This is a genomic window from Methylophilus methylotrophus DSM 46235 = ATCC 53528 (assembly GCF_000378225.1).
In the GTDB taxonomy this organism is placed as follows: domain Bacteria; phylum Pseudomonadota; class Gammaproteobacteria; order Burkholderiales; family Methylophilaceae; genus Methylophilus; species Methylophilus methylotrophus.
In genome coordinates, this window is record NZ_KB905144.1 from 69,555 (window position 1) to 85,537 (window position 15,983).

The 15,983-nt window shown below is 48.1% G+C and carries 13 protein-coding genes, 1 tRNA gene and 1 pseudogene; 6 read left to right on the forward strand and 9 right to left on the reverse strand.

Annotated features, from left to right (window positions below):
- Positions 1 to 52 precede the first annotated feature (52 nt).
- The 4 genes from F463_RS0110405 to F463_RS14315 all read left to right on the forward strand — a co-directional run bounded on the left by F463_RS0110405 (position 53) and on the right by F463_RS14315 (position 3,231).
- Positions 53 to 1,021, forward strand: coding sequence for a carbohydrate kinase family protein (locus tag F463_RS0110405; protein ID WP_026295509.1), 969 nt, complete (start codon positions 53 to 55; stop codon positions 1,019 to 1,021).
- Between the two features lie 16 nt (positions 1,022 to 1,037).
- Positions 1,038 to 1,496 (forward strand): outer membrane lipoprotein, encoded by a 459-nt coding sequence (locus F463_RS0110410; RefSeq protein WP_018987028.1) that lies wholly within the window; start codon positions 1,038 to 1,040, stop codon positions 1,494 to 1,496.
- Between the two features lie 147 nt (positions 1,497 to 1,643).
- Positions 1,644 to 2,429, forward strand: a complete 786-nt coding sequence (locus F463_RS0110415; protein ID WP_018987029.1) for a GNAT family N-acetyltransferase — start codon at positions 1,644 to 1,646, stop codon at positions 2,427 to 2,429.
- Position 2,430: 1 nt separating this feature from the next.
- Positions 2,431 to 3,231 (forward strand): lysophospholipid acyltransferase family protein, encoded by an 801-nt coding sequence (locus F463_RS14315; protein WP_033413410.1) that lies wholly within the window; start codon positions 2,431 to 2,433, stop codon positions 3,229 to 3,231.
- Positions 3,232 to 3,263: 32 nt separating this feature from the next.
- On the opposite strand, the gene F463_RS0110425 is transcribed toward F463_RS14315, so the two are convergent.
- From F463_RS0110425 to F463_RS0110445, 5 genes are all read right to left on the reverse strand, one after another.
- Entirely contained in the window at positions 3,264 to 4,022 is a 759-nt protein-coding gene (locus F463_RS0110425; RefSeq protein WP_018987031.1) for a sulfite exporter TauE/SafE family protein, read from the reverse strand.
- Between the two features lie 15 nt (positions 4,023 to 4,037).
- Positions 4,038 to 4,877, reverse strand: a complete 840-nt coding sequence (locus F463_RS0110430; RefSeq protein WP_018987032.1) for a symmetrical bis(5'-nucleosyl)-tetraphosphatase — start codon at positions 4,875 to 4,877, stop codon at positions 4,038 to 4,040.
- A 76-nt stretch (positions 4,878 to 4,953) separates the two neighbouring features.
- Positions 4,954 to 5,457: a c-type cytochrome gene (locus F463_RS0110435; protein ID WP_026295510.1), complete on the reverse strand. Its 504-nt coding sequence runs from the start codon at positions 5,455 to 5,457 to the stop codon at positions 4,954 to 4,956.
- Positions 5,458 to 5,604: 147 nt separating this feature from the next.
- A complete protein-coding gene (locus F463_RS0110440) occupies positions 5,605 to 7,089 on the reverse strand; it encodes a choice-of-anchor I family protein (protein ID WP_026295511.1) in 1,485 nt (494 codons plus the stop codon).
- A 147-nt stretch (positions 7,090 to 7,236) separates the two neighbouring features.
- The gene (locus tag F463_RS0110445; protein ID WP_018987035.1) at positions 7,237 to 8,376 is read right to left on the reverse strand and encodes a nucleotidyltransferase family protein; all 1,140 of its coding nucleotides are present in this window, start codon (positions 8,374 to 8,376) and stop codon (positions 7,237 to 7,239) included.
- 157 nt (positions 8,377 to 8,533) lie between these two features.
- Between F463_RS0110445 and F463_RS0110450 the strand changes: the two genes are divergently transcribed.
- Positions 8,534 to 8,610, forward strand: a tRNA-Arg gene (locus F463_RS0110450).
- A 272-nt stretch (positions 8,611 to 8,882) separates the two neighbouring features.
- On the opposite strand, the pseudogene F463_RS0110455 reads toward F463_RS0110450, so the two are convergent.
- Both F463_RS0110455 and yjjJ read right to left on the reverse strand, forming a co-directional pair.
- Positions 8,883 to 9,999 (reverse strand): annotated as a pseudogene (locus tag F463_RS0110455) (IS3 family transposase).
- Between the two features lie 144 nt (positions 10,000 to 10,143).
- Entirely contained in the window at positions 10,144 to 11,508 is a 1,365-nt protein-coding gene (gene yjjJ / locus F463_RS0110460; protein WP_018987037.1) for a type II toxin-antitoxin system HipA family toxin YjjJ, read from the reverse strand.
- 584 nt (positions 11,509 to 12,092) lie between these two features.
- Between yjjJ and F463_RS0110465 the strand changes: the two genes are divergently transcribed.
- Positions 12,093 to 12,521: a ProQ/FinO family protein gene (locus F463_RS0110465; RefSeq protein WP_018987038.1), complete on the forward strand. Its 429-nt coding sequence runs from the start codon at positions 12,093 to 12,095 to the stop codon at positions 12,519 to 12,521.
- 302 nt (positions 12,522 to 12,823) lie between these two features.
- On the opposite strand, the gene F463_RS0110470 is transcribed toward F463_RS0110465, so the two are convergent.
- Positions 12,824 to 13,969, reverse strand: coding sequence for a methyl-accepting chemotaxis protein (locus F463_RS0110470; RefSeq protein ID WP_018987039.1), 1,146 nt, complete (start codon positions 13,967 to 13,969; stop codon positions 12,824 to 12,826).
- 229 nt (positions 13,970 to 14,198) lie between these two features.
- Positions 14,199 to 15,896: an APC family permease gene (locus F463_RS0110475; protein ID WP_018987040.1), complete on the reverse strand. Its 1,698-nt coding sequence runs from the start codon at positions 15,894 to 15,896 to the stop codon at positions 14,199 to 14,201.
- Between the last annotated feature and the right edge of the window lie 87 nt (positions 15,897 to 15,983).

Here is a 15,983-nt window from a genome sequence, read left to right on the forward strand (position 1 = left end):
GCTGGCTGACAGCAATAATAGCCCTACTTTACTTAAAAACCTGACTTCATTCATGAAAATTCTTATCTGTGGCTCACTGGCCTACGACACCATCATGGTGTTTCCTGACCAATTTAAAAACCATATTCTGGCAGACAAAATTCATAAGCTAAGCGTGGCATTTCTGGTGCCGGAAATGCGCCGCGAATTTGGCGGGACCGCCGGCAATATTGCCTACAACCTGCAATTGCTGGAAGGCCAGCCACAGATCATGGCAACGGTAGGTGATGACTTTTCTCCTTACCAATCATGGCTGGAGCAAAACAACATTGACCCCCAGCATATCAAGGCAATTGCCGGGACTTACACGGCACAGGCATTTATCACCACCGATATGGACGATAACCAGATTACCGCCTTTCACCCTGGCGCCATGCAATATGCGCACGCAAATAGCGTGAATGATGCGCGTGACATTGCGCTGGCGATCATTGCACCGGATGGCCGTGATGCCATGTTCCAGCACGCCAAGGAATGCCATGATGCTGGCATCCCGTTTATGTTTGACCCTGGCCAGGGCTTACCCATGTTCAACGGCGAAGAACTCATGTATTTTATTGAGATGGCCGATTACCTGGCAGTGAACGATTACGAGTCACAAGTCATCCAAGACAAGACAGGCCTGACACTTGAACAATTAGCCGCTAAAGTAAAAGCCTTGATTGTGACCCTGGGCAGTGAGGGTTCACATATTTACGCGGATGGTCAACGCCATGACATTCCATGCGTTAAAGCAGAGCAAGTGGTTGATCCGACAGGATGTGGTGATGCATATCGTGCCGGCTTGCTGTACGGCATTGTTCGCGGCTGGGACTGGAAAGCCTGTGGCCGACTGGCATCCACCATGGGGGCGATCAAGATTGCCAGCCGGGGTGGGCAGAACCACAAACCAAGCAGAACAGAGATTGAAAACATTTACAGTCATGCGCTGGTCCAGGATGCACTGAAAGAAGATCCTACCCTGCGCCAGACTGCCAGCTGATTAACAGGAGAGAACAATGAAAACACGTGTATTGCAATGGATTGCAGTGGCATTGATCACCGGGATACTAGGCGCATGCGCCAGCTCAAATTCCGGCAGCGTTTACTCACGCGATGAAGCGCGCAAAGCCCAAACTGTCAAAACTGGCGTTGTCGAAAGCGTACGCGCAGTCAAACTGGAAGGGACGAAATCTCCAGTCGGTACCATTGCTGGCGGTGCGGTCGGCGGTATTGCAGGCAGCTCCATTGGCGGGGGTAGAGGCAGCGCCATCGCTGCTGTGATCGGCGCGGTCGCAGGTGGCCTGGCAGGCTCCGCAGCCGAAGAGGCTGTCACCCGCAAGAACGCACTGGAAATCACCGTCAAACTGGATGGCGGCGGCTTGGTAGCCATCGTGCAAGAGGCTGACGAGCAATTCAACGCCGGTGACCGTGTGCGTATTGTTGAGAATGGCGGCACTTCCCGCGTTTCACACTAAGCCGCAGACTATATATAAAAGAGCGACCAATGGTCGCTCTTTTCATTTATCTCTACCGACACTGTCACACAACTGTCACGTCAGCGTCACCAATCGTTCATGTGACACTCCTAATATCACGCTAAACCTTAATCAAGGAGCCGCGTGATGTTAGAACGCAATCTGCAAGAACATGGCTTATACCAGCCAGAGATTCAATCACCCATCAATACTGCCCGCCAGTCTTCTACCCTAAGTGTCGCGCTGGCCACCAGCGCAGAAGAAATCATGGAAGCGCAGCGATTGCGCTACCAGGTGTTTGCTGAAGAAATGGGCGCACAAATCAAGAGCCAGAATGGCCTGGATGTGGATGGCTTTGATGCCTTTTGTGATCATTTGCTGGTACGTGACGATGCCACACAGCAAGTCGTAGGCACCTACCGCATTTTAAACCCGATGCAGGCGATGCTGGCCGGTGGGTACTACTCCGCCGGGGAGTTTGACCTCAGCCGCCTGGCGCCATTGGCTGACCGTACAGTAGAAGTTGGCCGCGCTTGTGTGCATGCCGACTACCGGACCGGCGGCACTATCACCATGCTATGGGCAGGCCTGGCCAAATACATGATGGCGCGCCAGTACGAATACATGATTGGTTGCGCCAGCATCTCCATGCATGATGGCGGCCATACTGCCGCTTCGCTGTTCAACAATTTGCGTGAGGATTATTTATCCCCTGCAGAATACCGTGTGTTCCCACACCATCCTTTACCCATCGAAGCGCTGGACCAATCATTGCCGGTGACCTGCCCGCCGCTGGTCAAGGGCTATCTGCGCCTGGGTGCCTACATTTGCGGCGAACCCGCCTGGGACCCGGCTTTTAATACCGCAGATATGCTGGTATTGTTACCTTTATCCAGAATCAATCCCAGATATGCTGCGCATTTCTTGAAATAACTTGCCAAAAACAAACTTTCTTACTCGCTATTGGCGCATCGCCCGCATTTTTCTCCACACCCTGACCGGACTCACATTGGCAACACTCGTATTGCCTGTGTGTGGCCGCCGTGGCCGCGAGCAAATCATCCGCTGGTGGTGTGCAAAACTCCTGCGCTGCTTTAACTTACAGTTATCGGTGAGTGGTCAACGCCCTGCACCTCAGACACAGCATACCCTGTTTGTTGCCAACCACATTTCCTGGTCAGATATCCATGCCCTGAATAGCCTGATCCCCGTGCGTTTTGTCGCAAAACTTGAAATCAAGGATTGGCCAGTGTTTGGATACCTGGTGAAAAAATCAGGGACGATCTTTATTAACCGGACACGTCAACGCGATGCGGCACGCGTGCTTAAAGTTGTCACACAAGCGATGAAACTGGGGGACAATCTGTGCGTGTTTCCCGAAGGTACGACGACCGATGGACAGCAGGTGCTACCGTTTAAAAGCAGCCTGATCCAGGCGTCTATTGATGCTGAGGCGACTGTGATCCCGATTGCAATCCACTACCCTTTACCTGACGGCAGCCTCAATCTGGCGGCTGCTTATGCAGGGGAAACAACCATGATAGAGTCCATGCTGTCTTTTTTAAACATGCAGTCCCCACGTGTGCATTTACATTTTTGTACGCCGATAGAAGCGCGCCTGTTGGACCGGCAAACGCTAGCCAGCCAGGCAAGAAATGAAATCATTGCACACTTGCCATGGTTGACAGCCTCTGAGGTCATCAGCCAGCCATCACTACAAAGACAACAAGCGTAAAGCGATTGACGAGATTGCTGCTAAAGGTGCCTCTACAAGTAGGCCTGCCAGGCCGTCCTGATAATCAGTACAGCAACCACCAGCATAAATACACGCCTCACTAGCTGGGCACCATGCTTGAGCGCCAGCGCAGTCCCCAACAAACTGCCGGCCACATTGGCCGCCGCCATCATCAGGCCCACCTGCCACCACACATGCCCTGTTGCTGCCAGCATCACCAAGGCGGCCAGGTTAGTCGTCGCATTCAATACTTTTGCTGACGCCGAAGCATGGAGAAAATCCTGCCCCAGCCAGCGCACCAGCAAGAAAATAAAAAAACTACCGGTGCCCGGCCCAAAAAAGCCGTCATACCATCCAATCGAGGCACCAATCGCAACAGCGATCAGGAAACGTTGCCGCACGCTATGCGAAGTCGTGATGCGTGATAAACCGAATTGCGGATACCTGAGGGTATAGAACAGCACCAGCAGCAATATCCAGGGCAATAATTTGCGCAGGAATTCAGGATCCGTCCAGGTCAGCGTCCATGCCCCCAGGCCGGATCCGATGAGAGCCGCCAATGCAGCGGGCGCCAGCCACGCCCAGTCTAACCGGACATGGCGGTCATAACGCCATGCCGCCACTGCAGTTCCAAATACGCTGGAACACTTGTTAGTCCCAAGCAACAACGCTGGCGCAGTATTCGCATAAGTTGTCAGCAACGCGGGGACTGTGACCAGGCCACCGCCACCGACCATGGCATCCACGATGCCGGCCAAGAAAGCCGCCGAGATGACCAGCCATAACTCCATATCGTTTACCTTCTGCTAATCGCCTGCTAAATCTGCCGGGCGGTCACGCAAATCTAACGGCACCTGGCTGATATGTCCGGTCTCCAGCGCATACGCCGTCAACTGACGCCCCCACAGGCAACCGGTATCCAGGCCAATCACACCATGCCCTTGGTACAAACCTAAGGCAGACCAATGACCAAACAGAATTTTCTGCGTTGCGTTGGCAGATTGACGGTCAGGGGCGAGAAACCACGGCATATAACCAGCAGGGGTATCGGGCAACTCGCCTTTAAAGGAAAACTCCATGACACCTTCAGCATCCAGCAGGCGCATGCGTGTAAAGGCATTAGTAATCGCGCGCAAGCGATCTATCCCTGCCAAATCATCATGCCAGGCAGCTGGCTGATTACCGTACATCTGCTGTAAAAAGCCAAGATATCCCGGAGACTGTAAAACAGCTTCGACCTCAGCTGCCAATGTCCTGGCCTCAGCTAATGTCCATTGTGGATACAGCCCGGCATGCAGCATGGCAAAATCCTCTTCAAGCACCATCAGCGGTTGCTGTCGCAACCACTGCAGCAGCGCAGGGCCATCAGTGGCAGTTAATAGTTCAGACAAGGTATCAAAACGATGCGGCGGCTTGATATGATGCGCAACCGCGATGGCATGCAAATCGTGATTACCCAGTACGACCCTGACGTGGGATTGATGCTCAAACACCCAGCGCAGCACTGCTAGCGAACCCGTACCGCGATTGATCAGGTCACCCACCAGCCACAAGGTGTCACGGCCTGGCTGAAAATCCAGCTGCTCAAGTAAATGCATCAGGGAATGATAACAACCCTGGATATCACCAATTGCGTATCTCGCCATGGTTTCAATGTGTTCCGTAACAGATTTACCAATAAAAAAGCCGCTTGATTCAAGCGGCTTTTCGCGTGTTACTTCATTATTTCTTCAAACTGGCAGCGTCAAATTTTGCCCCCGCCTGGTTAGCCATATAAGCCACGGCATCTGCCACTTCGTGGTCGGTCAACTCGGCATTACCACCACGGGCAGGCATGCTACGAATGCCTTCAATCGCATGCTTGACCAGAGTTTCATAACCTTGGGCGATACGGGGACCCCAATCGCCAGCATCGCCAACTTTAGGCGCACCCAGAGCACCAACGCCATGGCATGCAATACACACGCCTTTGACGATTTCTTCACCGCTTTTCTCAACGTGCTCACCAGCAGCCTCAGCCACTTCAACCGTTGCCACTGGCTGGATATTGGCGACCACTTTTTGTTCTGCTGCCTCAGTGGCTTCTTTAGAAGGCTCCGCCTTTTCGCCACCCACCACGCCAAAAAGATAAGCCAGTATGGAAACCAGCAAAGTGAAACCAATAATGGCCCCTGGAATCGCAATAATTAATTCTTTAATGCTTGAACTCTGATTGTAACCCGACATATCCGTATCCCGTTGCGTTAGAAAAAATATCCACGCGATTATAGCGCAGAACGCCAGGACAGGAAACGCGCGCACGGCTTTTGTGCCGCGGTAAAAAACAAACAGCCAGGCATATGGCATGCCCGGCTACGCTTGCAAAAATAAGTGTTACTGTTGGCGACGACGCATCGCAACGATAGCTACCAGGCCTAAGCCCAGCATTGCGGCAGAACCCGGCTCAGGCACTGCGCTGATGCTGAACAGCGACGTGGTATTAGAGCCTTCGTTGGCAAACGCCAGGTAAGATTTACCACCTATTTCAAACGCCACCAAGCCTTCTGGCGCCAAGTCACCGTCAGACACAACCATGTCGATAAAACTCACCTTGGTTGGGTCTGTGATATCAAACAGGGCAATAGCACCCTTCAAGGTTCTTTCCAGACCCACCGCAGCAATGGTGCGGCCACCCAGGGTGAACAGATCAACACCTTCCGGCTCTACGCCTTTATCACGGCTGCGGCCATCATCGTAAATCCCACGTGCAAACGCCTCTTTATCAAGGATGTCGCCGCTGTCATAAACAAGATTACCATCCGCATCACGGATACTGAAAGAACGAGCACCGGCAGCGTATAAATCTCCTGCGGAGGAATCTGTATTGGAGATACGAATATTTGCCAGATCACCGGTCGCACCCAGAGAGCTCGCAGCGGAACGGTCGCCGTCATCCTCACGGAAATCACCTTCATTTGCCGTCACCAGATAAGTCTTGCCAGCCACATCATAAGTGGCAATGCCATCAGGCATATACAAACCTTTTACATTGGCATTGATGAAATTGACATTACCATTGTTGAGCGGATCAATCGTATTGCCCGGCATACTAAAGTCTTTCGCCCCCAGGCCAACAACATTGGTAAAGGTATTTGTTTGCAGGTCCAGAATACCGATGGCATTCGCTTCTTGCAGCGTGACATAAGCCTTGCTGCCATCCGCGCTTACTGCAATATATTCTGGTTCAAAATCCATACCGGTATTGGTACGGATATGAGTCCCAGACGTAGGCACACCAGCCAGCGTGGCTGTCGCCGCTACCGTACGGTTTGCCACATCAATAATCGTTACGCTACCGACTGGGTCATTCGCGGCGGAGCCATACACCCGTGGCACGCTAGTACCAATCCGTTTGCCGTATGCATCTGGCGTGCCTTCGTTAGCCACCAGAATTTTAGTGCCGTCCGGGGTAAAGGTCAGCATATCTGGCAATGCACCAACGGTAAAAGTATTGGTCCCTGAGGCCAGGCTGCGGCTGGAAGTATTATATAACTGGACAATGCCCGCATTGGTACGCGTTGTGTTTTCAATGGCAAACGCTGCCATACCATTGCTGATGCTCACGCTGTTGATACTGCCGTAAGCACTGGTATCAATATGCTGCAGAAAACTGCCTGTCGTCGCATCCAGCACATCCACCCCTTTCACGCCAGCCACCCATAAAGTATTGGTCACCGCGTCAAACGCCGGAATCTCAGCCAAATAGCCGCTACCGCTGTGCGTAAATGTCCACTCTTTGCTGATGTTGTAAGTGGTTGCGGCTTGGGCTGAGCTTATTGTGCCCAGCGCCAATGCCAACATAATAGTTAGTTTTTTCATTTTAGTATCCTCTCTCAAAAGTGCTTAGAGGATACTTAACGAATATGACACATCCTTGAAACTGGCATGTCTGCTATGTTTCAACGGACTACTAAATTGATAATCAAAGCGACTTCAATGAATCAATCATGTAAGTACACACTTCTGCTATAACCTTGCATAGGCATAATTCTGTGGATAAACCACTTTTTCGCGTGCATCGGTCCAGATAATGTCGCAATTGTCATCATCGATATGCACCATACGCCCCTTGCGGTCCACGCAATAATCTCCACACACAATGCGCTCTTCAATTTCATAGCCTTGCGCAATCCGGGTGTAATCAAACAGGATAGAGCGGATCACCGTACTGTCACGTTGAATATGACAGCCAGAGCTGATCCAAGTTGGGCCAATAATCCGGGCATTTTTATCAATACGCGACCCCGAGCCGATATACACCGGCCCCTCAATCTGCGTGTTTTCCCAATCAATATGTACATTCAACCCCACCCATACCCCCGGTTTGATTTGCTTGCCGGGAATCGGCATGGAAGGGAAAAAGCCTTGCATCATTTGCTGCATGACCAGCCAATAATCAGTCACCACGCCAATATCAATCCAGTTAAAAGGATGCTGAATCGCATAAAACGGCAAGCCTTTTTGTACCAATAAAGGAAACAAGTCTGAGCCGATATCAAACTCACTGCCTGAAGGAATCAGGTCCAGAACCTCGGGCTCAAAAATATAAATACCGGTGCTCGCCCAATTGGAGCGAGCCTCCTGCTGGCTGGGTTTCTCCTGAAAAGAAATAATCCGTCCTTCTTTATTGGTCACCACGATCCCGTAACCAGACACCTTATCCATAGGCACCTGCATCGTCACCAGGCTCGCCAGCGCACCTTTCTCTTTGTGCTCTTTCACTGCCCGGGTGATGTCCAGGTCGATAATCGCATCGCCGCACAAGACAATGGTCGTCTCTTCAAAAAAACCGCTAAAGTCCTGGATCTTGCGCATGCCACCTGCAGAACCTACAGCGTGAGGCACCACCTGCCCATCCACAATATCGCCTTCAAACGAATAACCAATATTCACGCCAAAGCGGTGACCATCTTCAAAGTAATCCTGGATTTTTTTGTGCAGATAACTCACATTAATCATGATATCGGCCACGCCATGCATGGCCAGATGCTCAATCAGGTACGCCATCACAGGTTTACCTAACACAGGGATCATAGGCTTAGGCAATTCATAAGTCAGTGGCCGAACGCGTGTGCCTTTGCCTGCAGCAAGAATCATTGCTTTCATAATGCAACACCCTTAAATAACTTAACGTTTAGCGGGTAAGCATAGTCAGCCATGATGACAAGATTATTTCACCAGAGCAGTGCAGGATAAGCTTAAGAGAAAATTGACAGCGCTTGCGTCAAGCCAGCACGGACTTATTTGCTATAATGGCAGGATTGCGCCCGTAGCTCAGCTGGATAGAGTATTGGTTTCCGAAGCCAAGGGTCGTGGGTTCGACTCCCGCCGGGCGCACCAGTAATAAAAGCAAAGCCAAGATAGTAATTACTAACTTGGCTTTTTTATGGCCCAACCATGGCCCCACTACGGCCCCATTCTGGCCCATCTTTTTGCTGTAATAATTTCATTAGCAGAAAATGACCATTGGTTTAAAACTCAATTGTTATTAGTCTCATATAAATCTCTGAAATCAAGGTTGGATGTTTTAAGCATTTTTGAATTCGCAAGTTATATTGTGCTATCTTGCTCTTTGTGAAGTTTGTGTTAATAAATCAAACCATGAATCGCCACTAATTTTGTAGACACTGTTCAGCCGATTGATTGAACTGCTTTTCAAAGTCTATCGGAGATAGCAAGTTATTGGAATTGTGTCTTCGTTTTGAGTTGTAAAAGAACTCGATGTAATCGAAGATATCCCGTTTAGCTTCATCCCGGTCGTTGTATATTTTGCGTTTAATCCTCTCCGGCTTCAGTAGTTGAAAGAAACTTTCAGCCACGGCATTGTCATGGCAGTTACCTCTGCGGCTCATGCTAGATTCAAGATTGTGTGCTTTTAGAAACAGCATCCAGTCTTCACTGGTATATTGGCTACCCTGATCCGAATGAATCAATACCTTTTGTTTAGGCTTTCTACGCCACACAGCCATTAGCAATGCATCCAATACCAGCTCTTTGGTAATACGCGACTGCATAGACCAACCCACAATGCGGCGGGAGAATAAGTCCATCACAGCAGCTAGATATAACCAACCCTCATGCGTGCGGATATAGGTAATGTCAGTCACCCATGATTGATTCGGCATCACTGGATTGAATTCACGGTTTAGCCGGTTAGGCGCTGCCACATGGGGCTTGCCACTATAATGGCGGGGCTTGCGATAGCCAACCAATGCCTTGATCCCATGCAGATGCATCAGCTTATAAACGCGGTTGATCCCAATGTGCTCAACCCAAGCGCGCAAATCGCTATGCACTTTGCGATAACCATACACACCACCAGACTCTAGCCAGCTTTGCTTGATAAGGCCAGATTGTCGTTGGTTTGTTTGGTAAGCCTTGGAATAAGGTTTCTTCACCCAAGCATAAAACCCACTCGGATGAACATTCAACACCTTGCATAGCCACCGTATCGGCCAGCAGTCCTGATGCTCTTGTATAAAGGCATACCTCAATCTGACTGCTTCGCGAAGTATGCCGCGGCTTTTTTTAAGATATCTCGCTCTTCAGTGACGCGTTTGAGTTCTTTACGCAGACGTTGCAGCTCTGCCTGCTCAGCTGTTTTTGCTTGATGCTCTGCTGCATCTGGGCCGTACTTCCTGCCCCAGACATACAGACTATCGACAGTGACTCCAATCTGCGTGCCACTTCAGAGACCGCGTATCCGCCTTCCTGGATAACGTTTACCACTCATACTGCACCTTTCTTTTATTGCCATTATTACGGCTTAAAGGTGTCTAGTAAATTAGTGGCGATTCAGTATCTGTTTCCATCTACTAGCCTCAATTCTAAAAATTCGAGTAGTGCGAAATGGTAATTTGTCTTTTATCTGACTTAGCCAGAGTTAGACATACCTAACTTTTCATCCACCCTTTGCAGCAATCTCAAGTTCATCTCACAAAGAGCTCTAAAAGAGTTAGTGATTCGAACATCCTTAGAGGCCGCCTCCCAAAACTTAATAGCCAGATTAAACGCCAAGCTCCAGGTTGGCTCTTCTTGAGGCTTAGGCAAAGAGAGTTCGAACTCCCTTAAAGGGACCTCTCCACCGGCAAGCGGCGCATAGAGCATAGGAAGCATGTCATATGCTGGCGAAAGCTTTAAAGAGGGCTCAATCATAAAGGTAAGATTCCCAAAGTGCATGTCCGTGTTGGCTATCAGCTTTCCAAACCACCACATTAAAGATATATCCTCAACCAAACCTGAAGGGATTACCCTTTCAGTGACAAGCTTTTGAGCAGCATCTATCCATGAACCGCTCCCCATTCCGACATAAGCATTATCTAAACTTGCGAGAGAAGCTGTGCCAATTCGCCCGAACTCACCGACACGATCGAATCGCTCCACCTCCAAAAAGGTACGTCCACCAGCCTGGATTATCCTACTCAAAGGCGCACACAAGCTACCCGACTGCCTAATCACATCCAAAGCCAAGTGCTCACAAACAAGCAAATCAGACCATCTCCTGACGGCTGGTGAATCATCTGCCCCAGAAAACTTTACGATCACATAAGGATTAGACGCCTCATTGAGCATACGTTTAGCTGTAAATTTAGGGAACTCCCCGCCAGCACTTGAGCCCCCTCCTCCAAATCGGGTGGCCGTTTGCGCCAACTCGATATATTGCTGGCTTAACTCATCTTCGGTTATGCTGGTTACAGGGTGAATTACGGTATGTAAAAAATCTTGGTACGCGGTATCTCCGATAATTAGATTGCCCTGATTATCGTTTCCTTTAATAGTTAATACATGAATCACATCGTCATCGGACCACTCTTCAGGATTTTCTGAGACACCAAAAGTTTTCGCTATTTGCCTAGCTAAACTACGCCCCAAAAACCCTTGCGGCCTCATATCAGTCAAAGGATATGGCAACCCATCCCACCAAGGTGACCCATCAATCGGAGCGGGCCAGCCCATTCCTTTGACATCTAAAACAGCGCCCTCTGGGTCAGCGAGATGCATGTAAGCTAATAAAGACCCTTTACCTTTTTCATCAACCTTGTATACCGGGATAGGCTCAGGGTTTCCTCGCAGGGATCGCCGAAGCGCATACCGTGCATTTTTTGTTGTTCCAATACGAATAACTTCATTGCCACGCTCTTGAATAATGCGCAAAATCGTAGGATGGCTAACACCCAAAGCCTTGGCTAAGGTGGCAGCATCTGCCAGTCTTCGCACTCGCAACTCGATATCTAGCAACGATCTAGCACTTTTGTTGGTTGGTCTCATGGGAGTTATTTAACAAGTTATGATTAGAATATTAATAAAAATATCAATTATTAGTCAATAACTTATTTAATTAATTTGCTAAACTTATGATTAGAATAATTAATAGATTTAACAGACCTACCTAGGATCACTAGTCGGTAGGTTGTAATCAGTAGACTCCTGTATACGCCGGACGAATCAGGTGATGTGTCCACTCAATTAATCCTGTTATCAGTTATCTGCAGAGGCTTATGATAATCGCCGATGTTTAACGCGGCTGAATTTAGAACAATTGACAAAGAGGATATTTGATAATTTCTGGATTATTGATATTAGCGTTCGTGCCTCTTACAGCAGGAGCATTTCGTTTAGTTCAGCTAAACAGGATTACCATACAGTTCGAGGACAGAATGCCTCGGCAGTAATCAACCGCCGTTTACACAAAATTCAGGACACCCTAAAATCTGTAACCGTCAGATAAATGTACTAAATAAATCACCTCAAATAGATTGCGTTGACGTAACAATCTATAAGAAAATTCACCTCTATAAAAACAACCTGCTGAATTTATTGCCATGGGCCTCGAACAACTCGCCGAACTGAAGAAACAGCTTGCTGAAGAAAAGAAATCTAAGCAACCAGCAAATAAAGCAAAAACCAAGAGCACAAATCCTGTCGATCCAGTGGTCTTAATCATAGGCAAGCTTCAGAGGCTTTACCCTAAGGCTTTTCCAAAGAATCCCTCTCCCAAAGTGCCTTTGAAAATTGGTATTCTTGAAGACCTCCAACTGCGATCTGAAGAGATTGGCATTTCCAACGAAGATTTACAGTTGGCAATTAAAACGTGGTGCAAAAGCTCTCGTTACTGGCAAGCATGTAAAGAAGGGGCTGATCGTTTAGATTTAGATGGCAATCCAGCTGGAGTAGTCGAAGCGACTGGTGCGGCCCACGCTAAAGGAATGGTAAGAAAACAGACAAAAGCTAAACAAAACCATCATGAGTAACTTATGCTTTAGTGCTTCGTAAACCCATCTCAGGGCCTCCCCCAATTTCAGGGACACAAGCACCTACAAATGCATTTTTCCATCTAAAGTCTAAATCTAAGGTTGAAAGAATGTCAGAAATACTTGCAGTCCCTCTTTGAAAATTTTTCTACGAGTATCTGGACACTACTAGGGATTTTAGTATGCAAATACTGATTTCAAATGTAAAAGCTAAGTGCTTACCAAGCCGTGGCTAGTCTAAGATATATGTTTTGAAATCGCTTTTCAAAAATTAATATCAACTGTGTTCCATAATGCAGGACCTAATTTAATTTCGCCACGATGGCTTCAAAATCAAATCTAAGCATTAATGACCAAGGTAATGTTTTACCGCCTGTTTTAATTGGATGAAAAAACAGAATATCGGATTTATGACCCGCTTCCACAAATGGCCTTCCTTCCCGAATTGCTTGCTTGGCTTCAGGCGTAAGATCCATGGCAGACTTTCCAACGTTTTCAATGTCAGGGTGCGTAATGTAAACGCCCGCATTTGAAATCAGGGAGTACGAGCCAATTCCGTACGGTTTATGCTTACTTAAATCTTCCTGAAACTTATCAAGCGCAAAGTCAATCGCAGATACGCCAATAAACTTTCCTGCTGACATAATCACCACCACCATAGTGGCTAACTGAACTGCCTTGCCGCTACTTAAAACATACTCGAAGGGCTCTATCATTAAATTCTTCCCTAGGCGTCTTGGCTGGTCATACCAAACATTCATCCCGGGGGTCTCATAGGCCTCCAATTTGTCACCTACGATTTTGCCACTGGCGCGGTTCCAATAGGGAATAAAGCGGCCGGTCTCATCATGCCCTGCTGTGTTGATATATTCGTTATCCAACCCATCGAAAGCATTCGGCTCGAAACAACAGGCATAGCCTAGCACATCTGCATCGGCTTTTAGATTCGCCATCAAGAGCGCATTAAGCACATCGCGCTTCGGCCTAATACGAGAAGCTAGCATCCCTTCAATCAGATTTTTTATACCGCACAGGCTAGTTTCCAGTTGCATAAAACGCATTTCAATTTGCATGGCCTGTGCAGCTACAATAAATGAAGCACTTTTTAAAAGTGAATCTTTTTCTGCACGCAACACTTCAAGAGTTGCTTTCACTGAATCATTTTTAATAGAGGAAACAATTCGACTAATTTCAGTGGCTGCTTTTGATGACTGTTCAGCCATCACTCGAACCTCATCTGCAACGACTGCAAAACCACGTCCGGCATCGCCTGCTCTTGCTGACTCGATAGCTGCATTCATTGCAATTAATGTTGTTTGCTTAGCGACCTGCTTGATAATATCAGCGACCTTACCTATTTCATTTGAACTGATCTCTAGACCTTTTACGAGATTTTTGACGAGCTCAATTGTCTGGCCTGTGCTCGCATCGTTTAGCTTGATATTCAATTACTTTACCTTTCATGCAACCAACATACTCGTAGGAGAAACGCTGCTTGTTTTATAGCTTGTTTACTACTGAACTTCACACTGTGAACTTTTCGCTTTGAGCGACTAAATGACTATTTAGATAGTCGCAAAGACCACCCATAAACAGGAAAAAAGGGGACTGATGCGCCCCCTTCCAGTTCTTACATCCTATCTATGGTATTAGATATCAGAACTTATTATTTAGCCCTTATGAGGCTAAGTGGCTGGTGAAGTACACAATCACGCCTGCAGCAACGAGCGCGAGATATGGCAATACTCCGGCTGTTGATGATTGATGACCGTCGAGATGCATGTCTTCTTGCATTTCCTTAGGCAACACGCCTTTATCGACAATATAATGTCTCCAGATAAAGATTGGGAACACCAGGCCAGCCATCACCAAACCGCTCATTAAAGTACCGGCACCCCAGATATTAGCGCCGAGGCCCATCAAAGTGACGTTTACAAAAGCGAGAAACGTGCCTAATACAATCAGAATGGTCGGTGCCTTGTAAGGGCGGTCCCAGTTCGGTCTATCCATACGGTGAATCCAGCCAGCATTCAGGTTCAAGAAGTTAAATATCACGTAACTGACATTGGCGGCAGCAAGCAAGAACATGTAATCAGACATCATCAGCAAGATGAAGTTAAAGATCATATTGGCCCACATTGCGCTTGTAGGTGCACCATGTTCGTTCACTTTGGAAAGGAATTTGGGCAGCAACCCATCTGCTGAACCTTGATACAACGTGCGTGAAGCGCCAGACATGGTTGTCATGATGGACAACAACAATGCCAAAATCAGCATCACAACAACCAGATTGGCGATAAATGCCGTATTGCCAAGAATGCCTGACAACGCTTTCGCAACGCCCATACCGCTGTAAATATCAGGTGCCAGCATACCGTCATAAACTGCGGCACTCGTGACATTACCTGCGGCGTCAGTCACTGCTGGCGTAATCATTTGGCCTAGGCCCAAATGGCCTTGAAATGCCAACGGCACTAATGTAAACACGCCAACGCAGAGCAGTCCGGAATAGAAAATTGCCTTGAAGGTATCAGTTTTAGGATCTTTAAATTCACGGGTGTAGCATACGGCGGTTTCAAAACCATAGGTTGACCAGGCGGCGATAAACAAACCGCCCGCCATTAACACCCAGCCGTCAAGATTCCATAAACCATCAATCACGTTACCTACACTATCGTAAGCCAATGGGGACAATGGGAAAAAATGCTCAGAAGGCATATCACCAGTGATCAACGGTACAAGACCAATCATAATCAGCGGGATCAAAGCCGCAACACCCAAAATCATAGTAGTTCTGGCTGAACGCAGAATGCCACCATTCTGGATGAAGTAGACGAGTAAAAGTAAGGCTGAACCAATGACAAATGTGGCGTTGATACGCAATGTTAAGCCGTCTTTCAACATCCCCAAATCCAGCAGACTCAATTGCCAGGTATTGATAGCAGCATCGGGAGCAAACATTGCCGTGAGAATGTATCCTGCTGCCAAGCCTGATCCAATAGACAGTACTGGAGTCCACGCGACCCAGTTACACCAAATTGAGAGCGGTGCAACGAACTTACTGTATCGAATCCAAGCAACGGCACCGTAAACGGATGCACCACCAGTTTTATGTGGAAACAATCCAGCTATTTCGGCATAAGTAAATGCCTGAATAAAACCAAACCCAATCGAAATCATCCATACCAGCCAAGCCGGTTTACCCACAGTGGCCGCAATGGCCCCCATGGAAAACAGCACTAACGCAGGCACCCCACTGGCAACCCAAAACGCGCCAGTCCAGCTAATTGTTCGATGTAGTGAAGCATTTCCAGCCACTACATCGTTGCTGACATCTGCGGTGATTGCATCTATCACTTCTACAGTTTTTTGCACACAAACCTCCCTTAAATTGAATCTGCCTAACCCTACTCAACCCTCGCAATTACCTCATAAGCTTTTATAGGCGACCCATCATTTAAA

Coding starts and splice junctions, on each gene's coding strand:
- F463_RS0110405 (WP_026295509.1), top strand. CDS start 53: ATGAAAATTCTTATCTGTGGCTCACTGGCCTACGACACCATCATGGTG.
- F463_RS0110410 (WP_018987028.1), top strand. CDS start 1,038: ATGAAAACACGTGTATTGCAATGGATTGCAGTGGCATTGATCACCGGG.
- F463_RS0110415 (WP_018987029.1), top strand. CDS start 1,644: ATGTTAGAACGCAATCTGCAAGAACATGGCTTATACCAGCCAGAGATT.
- F463_RS0110425 (WP_018987031.1), bottom strand. CDS start 4,022: ATGGAGTTATGGCTGGTCATCTCGGCGGCTTTCTTGGCCGGCATCGTG.
- F463_RS0110430 (WP_018987032.1), bottom strand. CDS start 4,877: ATGGCGAGATACGCAATTGGTGATATCCAGGGTTGTTATCATTCCCTG.
- F463_RS0110435 (WP_026295510.1), bottom strand. CDS start 5,457: ATGTCGGGTTACAATCAGAGTTCAAGCATTAAAGAATTAATTATTGCG.
- F463_RS0110440 (WP_026295511.1), bottom strand. CDS start 7,089: ATGAAAAAACTAACTATTATGTTGGCATTGGCGCTGGGCACAATAAGC.
- F463_RS0110445 (WP_018987035.1), bottom strand. CDS start 8,376: ATGAAAGCAATGATTCTTGCTGCAGGCAAAGGCACACGCGTTCGGCCA.
- F463_RS0110465 (WP_018987038.1), top strand. CDS start 12,093: ATGGGCCTCGAACAACTCGCCGAACTGAAGAAACAGCTTGCTGAAGAA.